Source organism: Paenibacillus sp. FSL H7-0716 (assembly GCF_038002705.1).
GTDB lineage: Bacteria > Bacillota > Bacilli > Paenibacillales > Paenibacillaceae > Paenibacillus_AQ > Paenibacillus_AQ odorifer.
The window spans coordinates 347,354-366,394 of sequence record NZ_JBBODA010000003.1 but is presented as its reverse complement, the minus strand read 5'-3'; the positions used below and the strand labels follow the sequence as shown (position 1 = coordinate 366,394).

Below are 19,041 nucleotides of genomic sequence, written 5' to 3'. Positions count from 1 at the left end.
ATGGAGTTACGTGAGAATAGTTGTTAAAAAGATCCGGAGGTGGAGAGTTATCAGTAAGGAACATATGATCAATGATGAAATTCGGGCCAAAGAGGTACGGTTGGTTGGTGCGGAAGGTGAGCAAATCGGAATTAAACCGATCCGCGAAGCGCTGCAAATGGCGATCGATCTTAATCTGGATCTAGTCAATGTAGCACCACAGGCTAAGCCGCCGGTATGCCGCATCATGGATTACGGCAAGTTCCGTTATGAAACGCAGAAGAAAGAGAAGGAAGCGCGTAAAAACCAGAAGGTCGTTGATATCAAGGAAGTCTGGTTCCGTGCTAACATTGAGGAACATGATTATCAAACTAAGTTCCGCAATGTGATCAAGTTCTTGGGTGAGGGCGATAAAGTGAAGTGCTCCGTACGTTTCCGCGGACGTGAGATTACACACGCGAATATCGGCCAAAAAATCCTCGAACGAGTGAAGAACGAAGTGGCTGATATATCTGTTGTTGAGCGCCAGCCAAAGCTGGAAGGTCGCAGCATGATTATGATTTTGGCTCCTAAAGCTCAATAAATCTGGAGTCACTTGCTTATCTGCAATTTGGCGCCGCATAATATTCAAGGAGGAAACACCATGCCTAAGATGAAAACACACAGCAGCCTGAAAGGCCGCTTCAAAATTACCGGAACTGGTAAAGTAACACGTTACAAAGCTCACAAAAACCACTTGCTGTCCCACAAATCTAAACGCGCTAAGCGCGTTCTGAACGGAAATCCAGTAATGGCCCCTGGGGATGTAAGACGTTTGAAACAAGGATTGGCTAACTTGAAATAGTTTATTACACATTTTTGGGAGGTTTATTAATATGGCAAGAGTTAAGGGCGGATTTGTAGTTCGTCGTAAACATAAAAAAGTGTTGAAATTGGCAAAAGGTTATTTCGGTTCTAAACACCGTATTTTTAAAACAGCTAAAGAACAAGTAATGAAATCGATGGTTTACGCTTATCGCGACCGTCGTCAAACTAAACGTAACTTCCGCAGACTGTGGATCGTTCGTATTAATGCAGCAGCTCGTTTGAACGGTCTTTCTTACAGCAAGCTTGTATACGGCCTGAAATTGGCTGGTGTAGAAGTTAACCGTAAGATGCTGGCTGATCTGGCTGTGAATGATCTTAACGCATTCAACTCCTTGGCTGGTATTGCTAAAGAGAAAATCAACGCGTAAGTGTTGTAATATAACCGAAAAGCACCGCCTGCGGGTTGCCCATGCAGCGGTGCTTTTTTGTGCGGTAAGATAGGGATGAAGCAGCATTGGAATTCCCTACATAAAAGAAAAAGCTCTGCATCTGCAGAGCTATTCCCAGTACTTTATGGTGTTTAATTGAGCGGCGAGTTTTTTGCTGATATTGCGGCGAACTTTTCGTAGCTCAGAACGTTCATTAGCAGATTCGTTGATCAGCTTCTCTTCGTCTGTTTCTGGGATGATAGCTGGAACCGGAGTAGGTGTGCCGTCCTCTTCGACTGCGACAAAGGTTAGAAATGAAGTAGCGGCGACAGCGCGCTCTCCAGTATATAGATTTTCTGAAATGATCTTCACAAACACCTCTATGCTTGTCCGTCCGGTCCAGGAGACGAAGGATTCAAAGCATACGGAGTCTGTAGGCCGAATGGGTCTCAAGAAGTCTACAGAGTCTGTAGAGGCTGTGACAACGTTAGTTCGACAATGGCGCATAGCAGAAATGGAGGCGACTTCATCGATGCCGCTCATAAGCTTACCGCCGAATAATGTTTTGTGATTATTGACATCATTAGGGAAAACGCGTCCGGTTTTGAAGACACGGGATTCACGGCAATATTTGAAGGCCGGTGTTGTTTGTGGAATTTTTTCTTCGGTCATGATCTGATAACTTCCTTTCAGTGCAATTACTAAGGAATCATAATAATAGAAAACACTTAAGTGTGCAATAATATTTGTAATGTGTTGGAATACTATACAGAGTAAAATCAGGGTTTCTGACATTAACCAGACATAACCGTAACACGCTATGTCATGGAAAGCGGTTACTTGCTAAAAAGTGCAAATTATTATTGACCTGAGGTCATTTATGCACTGGATTTTAGATTTTATTGCAGTTATAATTTGAACTAATGGAATGTCCAAGCAGAACACAGAAGACATCCAATATTTTAAGGGGGATTACATTCAATGAAAAAAGGTTTAAAGCTATCTCTTGCAATGTTGCTGTCTCTTACAGTCGTTTTGACAGGCTGTGGAAACAACAATAACAACGCCGCTAAAGGTGAAACTAATGCAGGAACCAATGCAGGAACAAACGCACCTAAATCCGATTTCAAATTTGGTATGGTTACTGACATTGGTGGCGTAAACGATAAATCGTTTAACCAATCCGCATGGGAAGCATTGCAAGCTCTTGAAAAAGAAACAGGTAGTGGCGTTAAGTACTTGCAAAGTAAATCAAATGCTGACTATGAGCCAAACCTTAACTCCTTCGTTAAAGATGGATACAACTTGACTTGGGGTATTGGTTTTGACCTTGGCGACGCAATTAAAAAAGTAGCTACTGAGAACCCAAATGCTAACTTGGCTATCATTGATAGCGTAGTTGAAGCTCCTAACGTAGCTTCCGTTACTTTCTCCGAAAATGAAGGTTCCTTCTTGGTTGGTGTGGTTGCTGGTCTGACTACAAAAACTAACAAAGTTGCATTCATCGGTGGTCTGGAAAGCCCAGTAATCAAACGTTTTGAAGCTGGCTTTAAAGCTGGTGTAGCAGCAGTTAACCCTTCAGCTAAAGTAACACCTACTTATGCTGGTGGTTATGACAAACCAGACGTTGGTAAATCTCTTGCGGCTACATTGTATAACGACGGAAACGACATTATCTTCCCTGCTGCTGGACAAACAGGAAATGGCGTATTCAACGAAGCTAAAGCTCGTAACAAAGCAGGCGGTACTAAAGTATGGGTTATTGGTGTAGATAAAGACCAATCCATCGAGTTTGGTACTGACGTTACTTTGACTTCCATGATCAAACGTGTAGACGAAGCTGTTCTTAAAGTTTCTAAAGAAGTAATTGATGGTACGTTCAAGGGTGGTACTACAACCGTTCTTGGTCTGAAAGATAATGGTGTTGGTATTTCTGATACTAAGGACAACGTTTCTGAAGAGATCCTAGCTAAAGTTGAAGAATACAAAAAACAAATCATTGATGGAACAATCACTGTTCCTTCCGAGTAATAGTTAGTCTCCATTTATTGCATTACAATAAGGATCAAAGAATAAGGCCGGTGTTGTGCTGGCCTTATTCCTTGTTAAAGCACTGGTTATGATAAGAGGAACATAGATATACCGCCTTACAAAGGGCGGTACATCCGTGTCTATAAGGTAGTTATATATTCTGTGATGAGGGTGATTCCATGAGTGCTGCGGCTCCTGTCGTAGAGTTGAAGCAAATCACAAAACGCTTTCCCGGTATTGTTGCTAACGATTCCATTAGCTTGACGCTTAAAAAGGGTGAAATCCTTGCATTGCTTGGTGAGAATGGTGCAGGCAAGTCCACTTTAATGAACATTGTATTTGGATTGTATCAACCGGATGAAGGCAGTATTGAAATCGACGGGAAACCGGTTATTATTGATAACCCCAATAAAGCTATTGAGCTTGGTATTGGTATGGTTCATCAGCATTTCAAGCTTGTGGAGCCTTTTACGGTGACCGAGAATATTGTTCTTGGGATGGAGCCGAAAAAAGGTCTTAAAATTGACTATAAATCCGCTGCGGAACAGGTTCGGAAGCTATCGGAGCAATATGGCCTGCAAGTGAATCCAAATGCCGTTATTCATGACATTTCGGTAGGTATGCAGCAAAGGGTAGAAATTATGAAGACCCTGTACCGTGGAGCGGATATTCTCATATTTGATGAGCCGACCGCAGTACTTACGCCTCAAGAAATTACGGAACTCATGGCGATTATGAAGCGGCTTGTTGCAGAGGGAAAATCCATTATTTTGATCACGCATAAGCTTAAAGAAATCATGCAAATATCTGATCGGGTCACCATTATTAGACGTGGGAAAGTAATTGATACTGTGAATACCGCAGAGACTAACCCTAATGAGCTAGCTGAAAAAATGGTTGGGCGTGGCGTAACTTTCAAAGTGGACAAGAAAGCTCCTGAGGTTGGCCAATCTGTACTCAAACTGAAGGATGTCAGCAGTAAGAGTAAAGATGGGGTCTCCGTACTGGATGGTCTTAGCTTTGAAGTTAAAGCAGGGGAGATTCTCGGGATTGCTGGCGTAGATGGCAATGGACAAAGTGAGTTGATCCAGGCCATTACAGGTCTGCGCAAAATTGATTCGGGTTCGATAACCGTATCTGGCAATGAAATTGCTAATTTATCACCGCGGAAGGTTTCAGAGATGAATGTCTCTCATATTCCTGAGGACCGCCACAAGCATGGGTTAGTGCTTGATTTCACCATGAGTGAGAATATGGTTTTGGAAACCTATTATAAGAGTCCTTACAACAAAAATGGCTTTTTGCAAAATGATGTCATTGATAAGTATGCAGCGAAGCTTATAGAGCAATTTGATGTACGTACACCTTCAATAGAGACCAAAGCACGTTCTTTATCCGGCGGAAATCAACAGAAAGCGATTATTGCGCGGGAAATAGATAAAAATCCGACATTGTTAATTGCCGCACAACCTACGCGCGGTTTAGATGTTGGGGCTATCGAATTTGTTCAGAAGCAACTTATAGCTCAGCGTGATCAAGGAAAGGCTGTTCTACTTATTTCCTTTGAATTGGACGAGATTATGAACGTTTCTGACAGAATCGCTGTTATCTATGAAGGGAAAATTGTCGGTGAAGTGTTCCCGCAAGATACGAATGATCAGGAACTGGGTCTTATGATGGCAGGCAGCTTGCAGCGGGGAGGTAAGGCAGTTGAATAAGTTCAAAAAAATCTTCACAACTGACAGCTACATCGTTCCTCTGGTTGCCATCGTGCTTGGTTTTCTTGTGGGAGCAATAGTTATGCTTCTGGGCGGTTATGATCCGATAACTGCTTACTCCGCACTGTTCAAACGGGTGTTTGGTAATTTGTATAACTTTGGTGAAGCTGTGCGCGAAATGACACCATTAATGCTTACAGGGCTAGCCGTTGCTTTCGCATTCCGTTCAGGGATGTTTAATATCGGGGCAGATGGCCAAGTAATGATTGGTATGACAGCGGCAACAGTGGTGGGTATTAAGATGGCAGGTCTGCCATCCTTCCTGCTTGTCCCGCTTGCCGTAATTATTGCGGGTGTCTGCGGTGGTTTATGGGCAGGGATCGCCGGTTATTTGAAAGCAAAGCGTGGGATTAACGAAGTTATTACCACAATCATGTTAAACTGGATCGCTCTTTACCTGTCGAATTATATCGTAAGAAACTTTTTGTTGCTTCCAGGACAAAATCGTTCCGAGGATATTCCGGCCTCGCTTTCCATGACCTTTTTGAATTCGATATTTGATAATGCGCGTCTACACTGGGGTACAGCTATTGCTCTTGCTGCAGCGGTATTCTTCTATGTGTACTTATGGAAGACCAAGCAGGGCTACGAAATGCGTGCAGTTGGTTACAATCCACATGCTGCCGAATATGCAGGGATGAATGTTGGACGTAACGTTATGAAAGCAATGTTCATAAGTGGTGTATTCGCCGGTCTGGCCGGAGCAGGAGAGGTGCTTGGTGTATTCCATTATCAAGCTATTTTCGCGGCATCGCCAGGATATGGATTTGATGGTATCGCCGTTGCTCTTCTTGGTTTAACACATCCGCTTGGTGTTATTCTGGCTGCGATTCTCTACGGTACGTTGACTTATGGTTCTGCGGGTATGAGTTTTGCTGCAGATGTTCCACCAGAGCTTATTCGTATCGTTATTGGTTCAATCATATTCTTTATTGCGGCACAAGGGATTGTGCGCTGGGTGCTTAAGCCCTTTTACTTCAAGCGCAAGAAAGAGAAGGTGTTATAGATGGATCTGCAGACGTTAGGTCAACTGCTTAATACAACGCTTGTTTTTTCCACAGCGCTCATTTTTGCCTCACTTGGCGGCATCTTCTCTGAACGTTCCGGTGTCGTAAACATTGGACTTGAAGGTTTGATGATGTTTGGTGCCTTTGCGGCAGCAGTAGGCGGTTATTATGCTCAGGATGCTGGAATGGGCGAATGGGCTCCTTGGGTTGGTGTACTCTGTGCTATAGCTGTTGGTGTGCTAGGCTCACTAATTCATGCGGTTGCATCTATAACCTTTAAATCTGATCAGACGATTAGTGGTACGGTTATTAACTTTTTAGCTGCAGGAAGCACGCTCTATATGGTAAAGCTCCTGTTTGATGGATCTGCTGAAACCCCGATCATTGACGGATTCAGCAAGGTTGCAATTCCTGGGCTCTCCAAAATCCCAGTGATTGGTGAAGGGATTTTTAATTCCTATCCTACAACTTATCTGGCCATAATACTGGTCATCGTTATTTATTTGGTTCTGTTTAAGACGCCATTCGGATTGCGTTTGCGTGCTGTGGGTGAGCATCCAAGTGCTGCAGATACACTGGGTGTAAAAGTTAATCGGATGAGATATATCGGTGTAATGTTGAGTGGATTGATGGCGGGTATTGGTGGGGCTACAATCACTTTAACAACAACGGGAACCTTTGGACATAATACAATCTCTGGTCAAGGTTTTATCGCCATTGCAGCGATGATCTTTGGGAAATGGAATCCACTTGGTGCCTTTGGTGCAGCGGTATTCTTCGGATTCTCCCAAGCGATTCGCAACTATGTTCAATTGTATGAGTGGTCACAAAATATTCCTCAAGAGTTTATCTTTATGATCCCTTATGTACTGACTATCATCGTGCTGGTAGGGGCTGTAGGCCGTTCCTCTGCTCCTAAGGCATTAGGACAGCCATATGATCCTGGTAAGCGATAGAAATGTAACTTTTCAAAGCCGTATTTCCGGTCTTTTCCCGGAAATACGGCTTTTTTATTAGGATCAGCAAGGATAAACATTGAGGAAGGAGGGCAAGTGTACAGGCGAAGGTTCTTTCCAGCGAATAGACTGTTTTGTAGATGATGCGAATGAGAGGCGACAAAACATTTTGGAGGGGATCATATGACTAAGCCAGTTACGAAGAATCAGGTTATGAGACTCGTGGGTAAGCAGATCATTGCAGTAAAAAAGGACGGTACTCAGGTAACAGGTAAACTGCTTCGTGTATCCGGAAATCGTCTGATATTACAACGCGTAAGTGGTAAAAAAGTACAAACTAAAGCAATCATTCCTCTAGTGTTGTTTGATTTGCTAGCCATTGGTACAGCACCTTATGCTTATGGTGGTGGCTATGGCGGTGGAGCGCCTTATGGTGGAGGTCCTGGCTATGGCAATCCTTATGGAGGTTACGGGTACGGAGGCACACCCTATCCACCTTTCGGATTCTTTTAAGTTCAGTTGAAATTTGATTTAATTAGATGAACCTTTTCTCCAATTCGTAACAGAAGCTTAGGGATTGATAACGGGCTACGCTGTAGCCCAATTTTTGATAAAAGGCAAGAGCTGCTGTGTTTCCTAAATCGACGGATACCTTAGCCCGATGACATCCGCGTGATAGTGCAAATCGTTCTGCTCGATCCATGAGCATATTCCCCAAGTGTTTGCGCCGTGCTGCGGGTGCTATGGCTAACATATCGATATAAAGTAAATCACCATGCAGCAGGAAATGGACAAACCCCATTGGATCACTCTCATAGTCGGGACAGGCGACTAAGGTGATACCGTGTCCCAGACGACGGGGGATATCTTTTTTGATTTTAGCAATTTCAGTCTTTGGCAAATGAGATAATGGTACAAGCTGTCGCTCGATTAAATCAAGGATAATGACGTCATCCTGCTTGGGTCGACGATAACGGATCATAGAGCGCCCCCTTTCTACGCATTGTCGTACATCATATGTCGGGAGCGTGGTGGGGGTTCCCAGCACGTAGAAGTAGGAGTTGTGACAATATTAAAAATAAGGGTATTGACTTATCCATGTTAGGAATCATATAATGTGTCTAAACATTTTATCGAACATACATGTATCGGCAATGATGAGGACGAAGTTTTAAGGGCTCTTTTGCTCAGAGAGTGTGAGGATCTGCTGCAACCTCCACCGAAATCCCTTATATACGAGCTCACCTCGGAGCTGTTTTCCTGAAAGGTCCACTGGCTAGAGTGGTGGAATTATTAGGGGAAATCGTTTAGTCCGCGTTAGGGACTTCAGGTTACAGAGATTAGGGCCCTTGCCTACATCGATGGATTTTTGTATACCTGATAAGGCGTTGCATCGCGAGATGTAATGCAAACATGGGTGGTACCACGGAAGATCAACCTTTCGTCCCTCACGCGCTAATACTGTGCGTGGGAGGCGAAAGGTTTTTTTGTTTTATAAGGAACCATTTGCTGATGTATAAAGGACGGTCCGTCATTTGCATAATGAATGTTAAATATCGGAGGAGGAATACTGATGAGCGCGCAAATACCGGAATTACGGTCTACTGAGCAGTTAAAAGAAAAATGGATGGAGCCGGAGGTCATTTCCGGTTCCGAGATATTACTCCGCAGCCTTGTATTAGAAGGTGTAGACACTGTATTCGGATATCCGGGTGGAGCTGTACTATACATCTATGATGCATTGTACGGTTTTACGGATTTCAATCACGTGTTAACACGTCATGAGCAAGGTGCTATTCATGCAGCTGACGGTTACGCTAGAGCAAGTGGCAAACCAGGGGTATGTATAGCTACCTCAGGTCCCGGAGCAACGAATCTTGTAACAGGTATTGCTACAGCATATATGGACTCCACTCCATTGGTTGTAATCACAGGTAACGTATTCTCCAGCCTGATCGGTACAGATGCTTTCCAGGAAGCAGACATTACCGGGATAACGATGCCAATCACTAAGCATAGCTACTTTGTGAGAGATGTTGAGGATCTCCCGCGTGTTATACATGAAGCTTTTCATGTAGCGAATACCGGTCGTAAAGGTCCAGTGTTGATCGATATTCCGAAAGATGTGTCAGCAGCGAAGACGTTGTTCACACCAGTGAAAACAGTGAATCTTCGGGGCTACAATCCTTGTACAGTTCCAAACAAACTGCAGCTTGATAAATTGGTTCGTGCGATTGCGGTTGCTGAACGTCCGATCATCATTGCAGGTGGTGGAGTTATTTACTCCGGAGCACATGAAGCTATGTTCGAATTCGTGAAGCGGACAGAGATTCCAATCACTACAACCTTGCTGGGTCTCGGAGCTTTCCCTAGTGCAGAAGAACTTTGGATGGGAATGCCGGGTATGCATGGTACGTATACCGCGAATAATGCGATCCAACAGTGCGATTTGCTCATTAATATCGGTGCTCGTTTTGATGACCGTGTTACTGGCAGACTGGACGGCTTCGCGCCAAAAGCCAAAATCGTGCATATCGACATAGACCCTGCAGAAATCGGGAAAAATGTATCGCCTGATATTCCGATTGTAGGCGATGTGAAAACCGTATTGGAAATGCTGAATCCTGAGGTTGGCCGCGCATCTAATGCTGATGCTTGGAGAACACAGATTGCCCAGTGGAAGCTAGATCAGCCGCTTCGGTATAAGGATTCAGAAACAGAGCTTAAACCACAATGGGTGATTGAAATGATCAATGACACCACTAAAGGTGAAGCGATTGTTACAACGGATGTTGGTCAGCATCAAATGTGGGCTGCACAATACTATAAGTTCAATCATCCGCGTTCATGGATTACTTCAGGCGGTCTTGGAACGATGGGCTTCGGATTCCCGTCAGCTATCGGTGCACAGATGGCACATCCTGAACGGCTGGTAGTATCGATTAATGGTGATGGCGGCATGCAAATGTGTTCCCAAGAGCTAGCGATATGTGCGATTAACAATATACCAGTCAAAATTGTAGTAATTAACAATCAGGTGCTTGGCATGGTTCGCCAATGGCAGAATCTTATCTATGATAAACGTTACAGCTTTACAGACCTCGCAGGCAGTCCGGACTTCGTTAAGCTGGCTGAGGCCTATGGTGTAAAAGGTCTACGGGCGACGAATAAGGAAGAAGCACGTGATGCATGGCAGAAAGCACTGGAAACACCGGGTCCAGTATTGGTAGAATTCGTTGTTCCAAAAGACGAGAATGTCTACCCGATGGTAACTCAAGGTTCAACCATCGATCATATGCTGATGGGGGATGAATAACAGTGACAAGACATACGATTTCTGTACTCGTAAATGACCAGCCGGGTGTACTTCAACGGGTGTCGGGTTTGTTCGGTCGCCGCGGATTTAATATTGAGAGTATTACGGTTGGCCAGTCTGAAGAAGTTGGATTGTCCCGGATGGTTATCGTTACTCTTGGAGACCAGCATACGCTTGAACAAATCGAGAAGCAGCTCTACAAGTTAATTGATGTAATTAAAGTCGTTGATCTTGGATCTAAGCCAATGGTTGCTCGTGAGCTGGCTCTGATTAAAGTGAATGCTGATCCAAGTGAGCGTCCGGAAATTATGGGCGTTGTAGAAACCTTCCGGGCTTCAGTTGTTGATATTGGCAGCACTACATTGTTAGTACAGGTAGTTGGAGATACAGTGAAGATTGATGCGATGATCGAGCTTTTGAAACCTTATGGAATCAGAGAGCTGTCTCGCACGGGTATTACGGCTATGGTACGCGGTAACTCTTAAATATTTTATTTTGCGACTTTAACGGATTACTGCTTGATTGCATTAATCTGATATGATATGAATGAACTTCCCGCTAAAGAGCGGGAGCTTGAGGAGCAGCTAGAATCTTCTATGAAACCAGTTCTCTTGAAGCACCCGCTCTTTATGATGGGTCTCAAATTAAAGGAGGATATTGACAATGGCAGTTACAACGTACTATGAACAGGATGCAGAACTTAGTGTATTAAAAGGAAAGACAATTGCGGTAATCGGGTACGGTAGCCAAGGACATGCCCAAGCACAAAACCTGCGTGACAGTGGTCTTCAAGTTGTCATCGGTCTTCGTGAAGGTAAATCTTTTGAAACTGCGAAAAATGACGGTTTTGAAGTATTGCCAGTAGCTGAAGCAGTATCCCGTGCAGATGTTGTGCAAATCCTAATGCCAGATGAAACACAGGCTTCGGTATATAAAAATGAAGTAGAACCAAACCTCAAAAAAGGTGCAGCTTTGATGTTCTCCCACGGATTTAACGTACACTTTGGACAAATCGTTGCTCCTAAAGATGCAGACGTGCTGCTTGTAGCACCAAAATCTCCAGGTCACATGGTTCGTCGTACTTATGTTGAAGGCTTTGGCGTTCCTGGCTTGATTGCTATCGAACAAGATGCAACTGGAAAAGCTAAAGAAATCGGTCTTGCTTATGCAAAAGGTATCGGCTGTACACGTGCAGGGGTTATCGAAACTTCCTTCCGTGAAGAAACCGAAACTGACTTGTTCGGTGAACAAGCTGTACTTTGCGGCGGTGTATCCGCACTGATCAAAGCTGGCTTCGAAACATTGACAGAAGCAGGATATGCTCCTGAGATGGCTTACTTCGAATGTCTGCACGAATTGAAGCTGATTGTTGACATGGTATACGAAGGCGGATTGTCCAGCATGCGCGATTCCATCAGTAACACTGCTGAGTACGGTGACTATGTAACTGGACCGCGCATTGTAACTGAAGATACTAAAAAAGCTATGAAAGCTGTTCTGACAGATATTCAAGAAGGTAAATTCGCTCGTGACTTTATCCTTGAGAACCAATCCGGACGTGCTTTCCTTACCGCTACTCGCCGCAACGAAGCTGCTCACCCAGTAGAAGTTGTAGGTAGCCAATTGCGTGAAATGATGCACTGGATTAAGAAATAATCATAATCATACTTATGATTAAATAGTATTACCCTCAAATGCGGCCGTGACTTTGCGAGCCGCATTTGAGAGTTTCAGCACAATTTTTGGGAGGTGCTTAGCATGCGGAAAATTTATGTGTTCGATACGACACTGCGAGATGGAGAGCAGTCACCAGGTGTGAACCTCAACACGCGTGAGAAAGTGGAGATCGCTTACCAGTTAGAGAAGCTGGGAATTGATCGCATGGAAGCGGGTTTTCCTGCAGCTTCTCCAGGTGATCTAGCTTCTGTTAATGCGGTGGCAAGAGCTGTGAAGAACGTCACGGTAATCGGCCTTTCTCGTTCTAGAGAGACAGATATTGATGCTGTAAAAGAAGCACTACAGGGAGCGCAGGACCCTTGTATTCATATTTTTCTAGCTACATCTCCTATTCACCGCCAGCATAAGCTACGGATGGATAAGACTCAGGTGTTGGAAACTGCACAGTCTGCTATCCGTTACGCTAAAAAATATTTCCCTAAGCTTGAGTTTTCATTAGAAGACGCGGGCCGTACGGAGTATGATTTCATGGCTGAAATGGTCGGCATGGCTATCCGGGAAGGCGCTAATGTTGTTAATATCCCGGATACTGTAGGTTATTTGAATCCTTCGGAGTACGGAGATATCTTTAAATATCTAAAAGAGAATGTGCCTGATATTGAACGCGTACAGCTTAGTGCTCATTGTCATAACGATCTTGGTATGGCTACAGCAAATACGCTGGCTGCGATTCAGAATGGTGCAGATCAGATCGAAGGAACGATCAACGGTATCGGTGAACGTGCCGGGAACACAGCGATTGAGGAAGTTGCGCTAGCGCTTGAGACACGGGCTGAATTTTTTGGCGCAAAAACATCGCTTACGTTATCCGAGATTTCTCGCACAAGCCGTCTGGTCAGCAAGCTGACAGGTATGGTGGTTCCAGGGAATAAAGCGATTGTAGGAGCTAACGCATTTGCTCATGAATCGGGTATTCACCAGGACGGGATGCTGAAAGAGAAAACTACCTACGAGATCATGACACCGGAGACTATTGGACTTAAAGAGAGCAAGCTGGTACTCGGCAAACACTCTGGACGTCATGCTTTCCGCGATAAGTTGAGTGATCTAGGGTATGATTTGTCCGAAGAAGAGCTGAACACCGCTTTTTCTAGATTTAAGGATTTGGCAGATAAGAAAAAAGAAGTATCAGATGAAGACATTTTGGCTTTGATTGAAGAGAAATTAATTGATACGCCAGAAGTCTTTAAGCTGCAAACGATGTTCGTTACTTATGGTAATGAAGCTGTTCCAACCGCCAAGGTTATTATTGCAGGTCCTGAAGACCAGCCGATTGTAGCTGAGGCCGAAGGTAATGGTTCAGTAGATGCCATCTACAATGCTATTGATAAAGCCACGAATGAGGAAGTTACCCTTGGAGATTATTCGATTAAATCGGTCTCCCGTGGTAAAGATGCGCAGGGTGAGGTTCATGTGGTGCTTTCGCAGGGAGAAGTAGCTGCACAAGGACGTGGACTTAGCACCGATATTCTAGAAGCAAGTGCCCGCGCTTATATTGATGCGCTGAACAAGCTTCTGGAGAAGCGTAAGACTTACACCAAACGTGATCACGCTAGTCTATAAGATCTACAATGTTATTTTTATTTTCCACTAAGTAGTAAATACGACAGGGATATGCGAGTTATTGCGCATATCCCTGTTTTTTTTTGCAATAAAAAGATCTCCAAGACTGTAATAGGACGCTGTTCAGATTATGTATAGATGGACTATTTACAATAGTTGTTAGGTTGCAAATTTATATCATGAGAAAGAGTCAAGGAGGTTAATGCGGGGGAGTAGAGTACGGGATTCAAAGGATAAAGCTTAGGAAAGCACGATAAACGGAGTGACAAAGGAGGCATTTTTAATAATGTTATCAAAAAAGAAAATTAGCGCATTGCTCGTAGTATTCTTGCTTGTGACGCAATGGGCTTACAGCTTTGGCTTTGGAGTCAATTCGCAGGCATATGCGAGTGGCAACGGTACTGTAATTGGAGATGACCTCATTACTAGTGTTACGCTTGCTGTATACACCGATGATAAATACACAAATACGGTTACAGAAAGTGTATATGAACTTGATTCCTATTCGGAATTGAACTATACATGGTCACTTCCAGATGGGCATGGATATAAGGATGGGGCCACCTATACCTTTGATCTTCCAACACAGTTTGAACTTTATAACGATCTGAATGGTGATCTTATTTTTGACGATGAGCCTGTAGGGACTTATACTGTCGACAAAAATACTAACCGCGTTGTATTTACATTTAATGCTTATATCGAAACCCACGATAAAGTGGGAGGGACTTTCTCCGTAAGGTCGCTTTTGAGCTCCAAGAAGATTACAGGCTCCACGAAGCAAACCCTGATTTTCCCGATACAAGGCGGTACTCAGACCATTGAGCTTAATTTTAAGCCGAAGGTTAGCTCTACTATAGAAAAAGACGGTTCGCCTAAGCCGCAGTATTATAACCCAACAAGCATCGCTTGGACGGTTGATGTGAATAAGGCACTGGAAAGCGTAAAAAATGCAGTTGTCACAGACACACTCCCTGCGGGATTATCACTGAATACGGTATCTATTGCTGTTTATGAGCTTGATGTGAAGGTCGATGGGACTGTGAGTCTTGGCAGTATAGTGGACAGCAGCAAGTATGATGTGACAGGATCCACTTTGGGAGAGTTAAAGCTGAAATTTGCGGATAACCCGCTTACTAAGGCCTACCGGATTGGCTTCTCTACGGATATTACTGGTACTGGTGTAGATGCGAAAACCTTTTTTAATGAGGCAGTCTTAACAGGAGATAACGGATTCTCTAAAAAGGCTAGCACTACAGTTACAGTAGGACGTGGCAAACCACTATCGAAAGAGTCCACCAAATACGATGCAGCGAATCAGGTAATTTCCTGGGCTGTTAATTTCAATTACAATGAAAAAACAATTCTAGCGGCAAATGCTATTTTGAAGGATACATTTATTAACACCCAAGATCTAATTCTCAGCTCGGTTAAAGTTTATCCTGTAACGATCGACAGTAATGGCAACGGGGTTAAAAGCGCGGAAGTCGCTTCAAGCGAATATACAATAACTCCAACAACTGCAACGGGATTAAATGGTTTTGATCTGAAATTTAACAATGATATTAATTCTGCCTACCGTATTGAATATCAGACAAAGGCAAACGGCAGAGTATTTGTTGATGGTCAGATTACGAACAAGATTACTTATGATGGAAAAACAGAAACGGGTTACAGTGATATCAAGCAGCAAATTCTCCATAAAGATTATAGCAACGTTAATTATGCGACTAAGACCCTCGATTGGACTATCCAAATTAACGACGACAGCAAGACTATGGAAAATTTAGTGGTGACAGATACTTTTGGCAATGCCGGATTAAAGCTTGTCCCGGGTACATTAAAGGTTCAACCAACTAAAGGTGGAACTGCCACCGTCCATAGTGTTGTTTACAATGCGCATGATCCGGTTGCAGTAAACGATGGATTTGTGATTACTTTTAATGCGCCGATAAATGAGCCTTACACAATTACTTATACAACAAGCTTTAACTATGATTGGCTGGCTCCGGGCAAAACTCAATTCACTAATACAGGTGCACTCGATTGGAAAGAAACGGTTAATGGGGTGCAGGAGTCTAAGCATAAAGAAGCGACCGCAACCTTTAATCCAAGAGATGAGGTTAAAAACAATGGGAAGAAGAGTGGTTCCTACAATGCTGTAACTAAGGAGATCACTTGGAACATTGGGGCTAATTATAATCAGAAAACGTTAAGCCAAGCTCAACTGGTTGATACCATTTCAGCTGGCCAAGTTGTAAATATGGATTCTGTGAAAGTGAATAAATGGGAGTATGGTAAGGATGGAAATCCTTCTCCGCAAGCTAGTGTGAATTCCGCTGATTATAAAGTGGAGCTGGATGGCAGTGAGCTGAAGGTGACATTTAATAAAACGATTAATTATGCGTTCTACGTCACTTTCAAAACAACGTTCGCGGATCAAGCAATTGATTCAAATGAAATTAAAAATACAGCTACGTTATATGACGGTACGAAAGTAGAGTCCGCTAAACTGCAAGCTTCTGTTAATATCCCTCAGGGCGGGGAATATGTTAACAAAGAAGGTGCGCAGGATGGCAATAAAATACATTGGACGGTTTACATCAACCGTAACCAATCTTTTGTAAAAGAAGCGGTAATTACGGATATTCCAAGCGACAATCAAATCCTGCTGTCCAATACATTCCATGTCTACAAAACGAAAGTTGCAAGCAATGGGGATGTAACATCCACCAACCAAGAATTGGTGAGGGGTACAGATTATAAGCTGGAAATCACTACAGATAATGACGGAAAAGAAAGCTTTAAGCTTAGTTTCCTCAAGGATATTTCCGAAGCTTATATTTTAAAATATGATTCCCTGATCACAGCACAAAACAATGATAAAGTAACCAATCAGGTTAGTTTCGATGGTAAAAACATCAAGGTAGTTCCAGGTGTAAGTACCGAAGAAATTATCGTTAAGCTCTCTAGCGGCTCCGGTACAGGAAGCGGCGTAAGAGGACCGTTGACGATTACCAAAGTAGAAGACGGGAATACGAGTAAGGTGTTAAGTGGGGCCGTTTTTGATCTGTATCGCGTAGTTGATGCCGATAAGATCTGGATTAAGGAAGGCACTACGGATACAAACGGGATACTTGAATTTACTAAACTGACAGGTGGGAAATATGTATTAATTGAGAAAACAGCGCCTGCTGGTTATGTTCTTGATCAAACACCACATGAAGTGACTATTTCTTCGACGACAGGGATAAGCCTTGAGGTAAAAAACAAAGTTCCGACACCAACAGCAACGCCTATACCGACCGTAACGCCAGCACCAACGGTAACACCAACGACAGCGCCAACAGCAACACCAACGCCGACAGCAACATCGACACCAACAGCAACGCCAACGTCGACACCGACAGCAACACCAACAGCAACGCCAACGTCGACACCGACAGCAACACCAACGTCGGCGCCAACAGCAACACCAACGCCGACGCCGACGCCAACAGCAACGCCAACGTCGACGCCAACAGCAACGCCAACGTCGACACCGACAGCAACATCGACACCAACAGCAACGCCAACGTCGGCGCCAGAGGAACCGACAGGTCCTATCTGGACACCATCACCGACTCCGGAAGTAGTCGTTACTTCTACGCCAACACCAACACCAGTTGTGGTGGCAACACCTTCACCAACACCGATGGTAACGCCAGTGTCGACAGCAACGCCAACGGTTACGCCAACAGCTACTCCAAGCCAGCCTGTGGCAACTAGTACGCCTGTTGTTCCGCAGGTAACTCCACCTGTGCAGAAAGAGATTACCAATGAAGATGTTCCTATTGAAGGTGAAATTCCACTTGGGGGAGTGCCAAGCCTGGGAGATGAGCCGGGACATGGTAAAGTAATTATTACTAAGGATGGCAAATGGGTCTACACACCTGATCCGGGCTATATTGGTAAAGATAAGTTCACCATTATTGTTACAGATGAGAATGGAAATGAAGAAGAAATCCTCATAGAGATTGATGTGGAGGAAGTACCAAAGGGTACAGTCACTAAGCCAGGAAATAACAGCAATAAACCGACTCAGCTTCCGAAAACGGGAGAAGACAGCGCATTTCCGATCTACTTGGTAGGTGGAAGTCTGGTACTACTAGGGTTTGTCTTAACAAGACGATTCAAACGTAATAACTAGGTAGGAAGGTAATAATAAAGACACCCGGTTTTATCCGGGTGTCTTTATTATGTCTTGATAGGGTACTCAGCTCATCGCACTCTATGGTTAAGCTGTTCCCATTGCTCGTACCATTGCTCAACGCTGGCTGGAAGGCCAAGGTTAAGTTCCTTTTGGAACAAATCCTTGAGCAGCTTGTACTGCTCTTCCACAGCGGAACGTTCTCCAATACTGTCGTAGACCTTCATTAATCCTAAATGCCCTTGTTCAAAATAAGGCTGCAGCTGCACGACTCGCTGATAGACAGTAACGGCCTCGGCAATTCTGTTGCTTTCTATATAAAATTGGGCTATGCCCATTGCATGGTGCAGCCAAATGGTACGAAGGCGTTGCCGCTCACTTTCAGCCCATAAATAATCATAATCGTCAAAGTAATCTCCAGAATAAAGCTCGAATAAAACTTGATGCTCCGCACAATTAACTTCACTGATGGTTTCCAGAGCCAGAATCCCCTGTTCCCACTTATCTACATCGATCAACATTGATCCGGTTTCAAGGGTATAGCCTTCTCCCCCGCTAAGGTTGCTGATATGCAGGTCGACTTCATTCTGCTTTAAGCATTGCCGGACTTGATAAATTGTTGTATAGAGATGGGTAGAAGCCTTTTTCTGATTGAAGTCAGGCCACAGCAGTTCAATCAGCATGTCTTTACTTACGAAGCGGTTGCGATTATGGAGCAAAAAGGCAAATAACTCTTGGGCCTTAGAGGTTCTCCAACGCAGATTATTCAGAGATTGTCCGCCTCGTTCAAAACGAAGCGATTGAAGACAACGAATGGTTACCTCTTCTGTTGCAATTATGATTTTTGGTGCAAGTGACAATCTTTCTTCTAACCGCTGGACAGCTTTCAGTAGTCGGTCATTTCGCACAGGCTTCAAAATATAATCGAGTGCATTAATCTCAAAAGCTTCCACAGCATAATGGTTATACGCGGTAACGAAGATAATATTTGCGTTTGGACAAGCCTCTTGGAGCATCTCCGCAGCTTGAAGACCGTTAATTTCAGGCATTTCAATATCAATAAAAATAACGTCAGGATGATAAGACGGAGCCTCTTGAATGGCCTGCGAGGGGTCCGTATAGGAAGCGGCTATATGTAAAGATGGTATTTTTTTTAACATAAACTCTAATTTCACAAGGGCAAGCCGTTCATCGTCAACTAATATTGCCTGAATCATTATTAATCACCACTCAGATATAGTATTTTAGCC

The 19,041-nt window shown here is 43.8% G+C and carries 16 protein-coding genes; 13 read left to right on the top strand and 3 right to left on the bottom strand.

All coding sequences use genetic code 11. The annotated features are described in order from the left end of the window. Positions 1-64 precede the first annotated feature (64 nt). Genes infC through rplT form a run of 3 tightly spaced genes read left to right on the top strand, consistent with a single transcriptional unit; the run spans position 65 to position 1,214 of the window. On the top strand, positions 65-562 hold the full coding sequence (infC, locus tag MHH60_RS06320; RefSeq protein WP_036679510.1) for a translation initiation factor IF-3: 498 nt from the start codon (positions 65-67) through the stop codon (positions 560-562). Positions 563-622: 60 nt separating this feature from the next. Continuing rightward, complete coding sequence (rpmI, locus tag MHH60_RS06315; RefSeq protein WP_036679507.1) at positions 623-823, top strand: 50S ribosomal protein L35; 201 nt, start codon at positions 623-625, stop codon at positions 821-823. 31 nt (positions 824-854) lie between these two features. Beyond that, positions 855-1,214, top strand: coding sequence for a 50S ribosomal protein L20 (rplT, locus tag MHH60_RS06310; RefSeq protein ID WP_036679505.1), 360 nt, complete (start codon positions 855-857; stop codon positions 1,212-1,214). Positions 1,215-1,343: 129 nt separating this feature from the next. Here the strand turns inward: rplT and MHH60_RS06305 are convergent, their stop codons facing one another. Continuing rightward, positions 1,344-1,886, bottom strand: a complete 543-nt coding sequence (locus tag MHH60_RS06305) for an acyl-CoA thioesterase (RefSeq protein WP_076107273.1) — start codon at positions 1,884-1,886, stop codon at positions 1,344-1,346. Between the two features lie 309 nt (positions 1,887-2,195). On the opposite strand from MHH60_RS06305, the gene MHH60_RS06300 reads away from it, so the two are divergent. The 5 genes from MHH60_RS06300 to MHH60_RS06280 all read left to right on the top strand — a co-directional run bounded on the left by MHH60_RS06300 (position 2,196) and on the right by MHH60_RS06280 (position 7,499). After that, positions 2,196-3,245, top strand: a complete 1,050-nt coding sequence (locus tag MHH60_RS06300; protein ID WP_076107271.1) for a BMP family lipoprotein — start codon at positions 2,196-2,198, stop codon at positions 3,243-3,245. Between the two features lie 179 nt (positions 3,246-3,424). Beyond that, complete coding sequence (locus tag MHH60_RS06295; RefSeq protein ID WP_036679500.1) at positions 3,425-4,963, top strand: ABC transporter ATP-binding protein; 1,539 nt, start codon at positions 3,425-3,427, stop codon at positions 4,961-4,963. Continuing rightward, positions 4,956-6,029 carry an ABC transporter permease gene (locus tag MHH60_RS06290; protein WP_076107269.1) on the top strand — a complete coding sequence of 358 codons (1,074 nt, stop codon included), beginning with the start codon at positions 4,956-4,958 and terminating at the stop codon, positions 6,027-6,029. The genes MHH60_RS06295 and MHH60_RS06290 overlap by 8 nt, the downstream gene beginning before the upstream one ends. Then, complete coding sequence (locus tag MHH60_RS06285; protein ID WP_036679496.1) at positions 6,030-6,986, top strand: ABC transporter permease; 957 nt, start codon at positions 6,030-6,032, stop codon at positions 6,984-6,986. Between the two features lie 183 nt (positions 6,987-7,169). Then, positions 7,170-7,499: a hypothetical protein gene (locus MHH60_RS06280; RefSeq protein WP_076136203.1), complete on the top strand. Its 330-nt coding sequence runs from the start codon at positions 7,170-7,172 to the stop codon at positions 7,497-7,499. A 22-nt stretch (positions 7,500-7,521) separates the two neighbouring features. Here MHH60_RS06280 and MHH60_RS06275 read toward each other — a convergent pair whose 3' ends face one another. Further along, the gene (locus MHH60_RS06275; protein WP_036679492.1) at positions 7,522-7,968 is read right to left on the bottom strand and encodes a GNAT family N-acetyltransferase; all 447 of its coding nucleotides are present in this window, start codon (positions 7,966-7,968) and stop codon (positions 7,522-7,524) included. 591 nt (positions 7,969-8,559) lie between these two features. Here MHH60_RS06275 and ilvB point away from each other — a divergent pair. From ilvB to MHH60_RS06250, 5 genes are all read left to right on the top strand, one after another. Then, positions 8,560-10,302: a biosynthetic-type acetolactate synthase large subunit gene (gene ilvB / locus MHH60_RS06270; RefSeq protein WP_036679490.1), complete on the top strand. Its 1,743-nt coding sequence runs from the start codon at positions 8,560-8,562 to the stop codon at positions 10,300-10,302. Next, positions 10,299-10,787 carry an acetolactate synthase small subunit gene (gene ilvN, locus MHH60_RS06265; protein WP_170914191.1) on the top strand — a complete coding sequence of 163 codons (489 nt, stop codon included), beginning with the start codon at positions 10,299-10,301 and terminating at the stop codon, positions 10,785-10,787. Before ilvB ends, ilvN begins: the two co-directional genes overlap by 4 nt. A gap of 178 nt (positions 10,788-10,965) precedes the next feature. Next, positions 10,966-11,958: a ketol-acid reductoisomerase gene (ilvC, locus tag MHH60_RS06260; protein WP_036679485.1), complete on the top strand. Its 993-nt coding sequence runs from the start codon at positions 10,966-10,968 to the stop codon at positions 11,956-11,958. A 102-nt stretch (positions 11,959-12,060) separates the two neighbouring features. Beyond that, on the top strand, positions 12,061-13,602 hold the full coding sequence (locus MHH60_RS06255; RefSeq protein WP_076136205.1) for a 2-isopropylmalate synthase: 1,542 nt from the start codon (positions 12,061-12,063) through the stop codon (positions 13,600-13,602). Between the two features lie 286 nt (positions 13,603-13,888). Further along, entirely contained in the window at positions 13,889-17,791 is a 3,903-nt protein-coding gene (locus MHH60_RS06250; protein WP_076136207.1) for a collagen binding domain-containing protein, read from the top strand. Positions 17,792-17,862: 71 nt separating this feature from the next. Here the strand turns inward: MHH60_RS06250 and MHH60_RS06245 are convergent, their stop codons facing one another. Further along, complete coding sequence (locus MHH60_RS06245) at positions 17,863-19,008, bottom strand: response regulator (RefSeq protein WP_081389040.1); 1,146 nt, start codon at positions 19,006-19,008, stop codon at positions 17,863-17,865. Positions 19,009-19,041: the final 33 nt, after the last annotated feature.

Bases quoted from the DNA above. Each gene is read 5' to 3' on its own strand.
- infC (WP_036679510.1), top strand. From the start codon at position 65: ATGATCAATGATGAAATTCGGGCCAAAGAGGTACGGTTGGTTGGTGCG.
- rpmI (WP_036679507.1), top strand. From the start codon at position 623: ATGCCTAAGATGAAAACACACAGCAGCCTGAAAGGCCGCTTCAAAATT.
- rplT (WP_036679505.1), top strand. From the start codon at position 855: ATGGCAAGAGTTAAGGGCGGATTTGTAGTTCGTCGTAAACATAAAAAA.
- MHH60_RS06305 (WP_076107273.1), bottom strand. From the start codon at position 1,886: ATGACCGAAGAAAAAATTCCACAAACAACACCGGCCTTCAAATATTGC.
- MHH60_RS06300 (WP_076107271.1), top strand. From the start codon at position 2,196: ATGAAAAAAGGTTTAAAGCTATCTCTTGCAATGTTGCTGTCTCTTACA.
- MHH60_RS06295 (WP_036679500.1), top strand. From the start codon at position 3,425: ATGAGTGCTGCGGCTCCTGTCGTAGAGTTGAAGCAAATCACAAAACGC.
- MHH60_RS06285 (WP_036679496.1), top strand. From the start codon at position 6,030: ATGGATCTGCAGACGTTAGGTCAACTGCTTAATACAACGCTTGTTTTT.
- MHH60_RS06280 (WP_076136203.1), top strand. From the start codon at position 7,170: ATGACTAAGCCAGTTACGAAGAATCAGGTTATGAGACTCGTGGGTAAG.
- MHH60_RS06275 (WP_036679492.1), bottom strand. From the start codon at position 7,968: ATGATCCGTTATCGTCGACCCAAGCAGGATGACGTCATTATCCTTGAT.
- ilvB (WP_036679490.1), top strand. From the start codon at position 8,560: ATGAGCGCGCAAATACCGGAATTACGGTCTACTGAGCAGTTAAAAGAA.
- ilvC (WP_036679485.1), top strand. From the start codon at position 10,966: ATGGCAGTTACAACGTACTATGAACAGGATGCAGAACTTAGTGTATTA.
- MHH60_RS06255 (WP_076136205.1), top strand. From the start codon at position 12,061: ATGCGGAAAATTTATGTGTTCGATACGACACTGCGAGATGGAGAGCAG.
- MHH60_RS06250 (WP_076136207.1), top strand. From the start codon at position 13,889: ATGTTATCAAAAAAGAAAATTAGCGCATTGCTCGTAGTATTCTTGCTT.
- MHH60_RS06245 (WP_081389040.1), bottom strand. From the start codon at position 19,008: ATGATTCAGGCAATATTAGTTGACGATGAACGGCTTGCCCTTGTGAAA.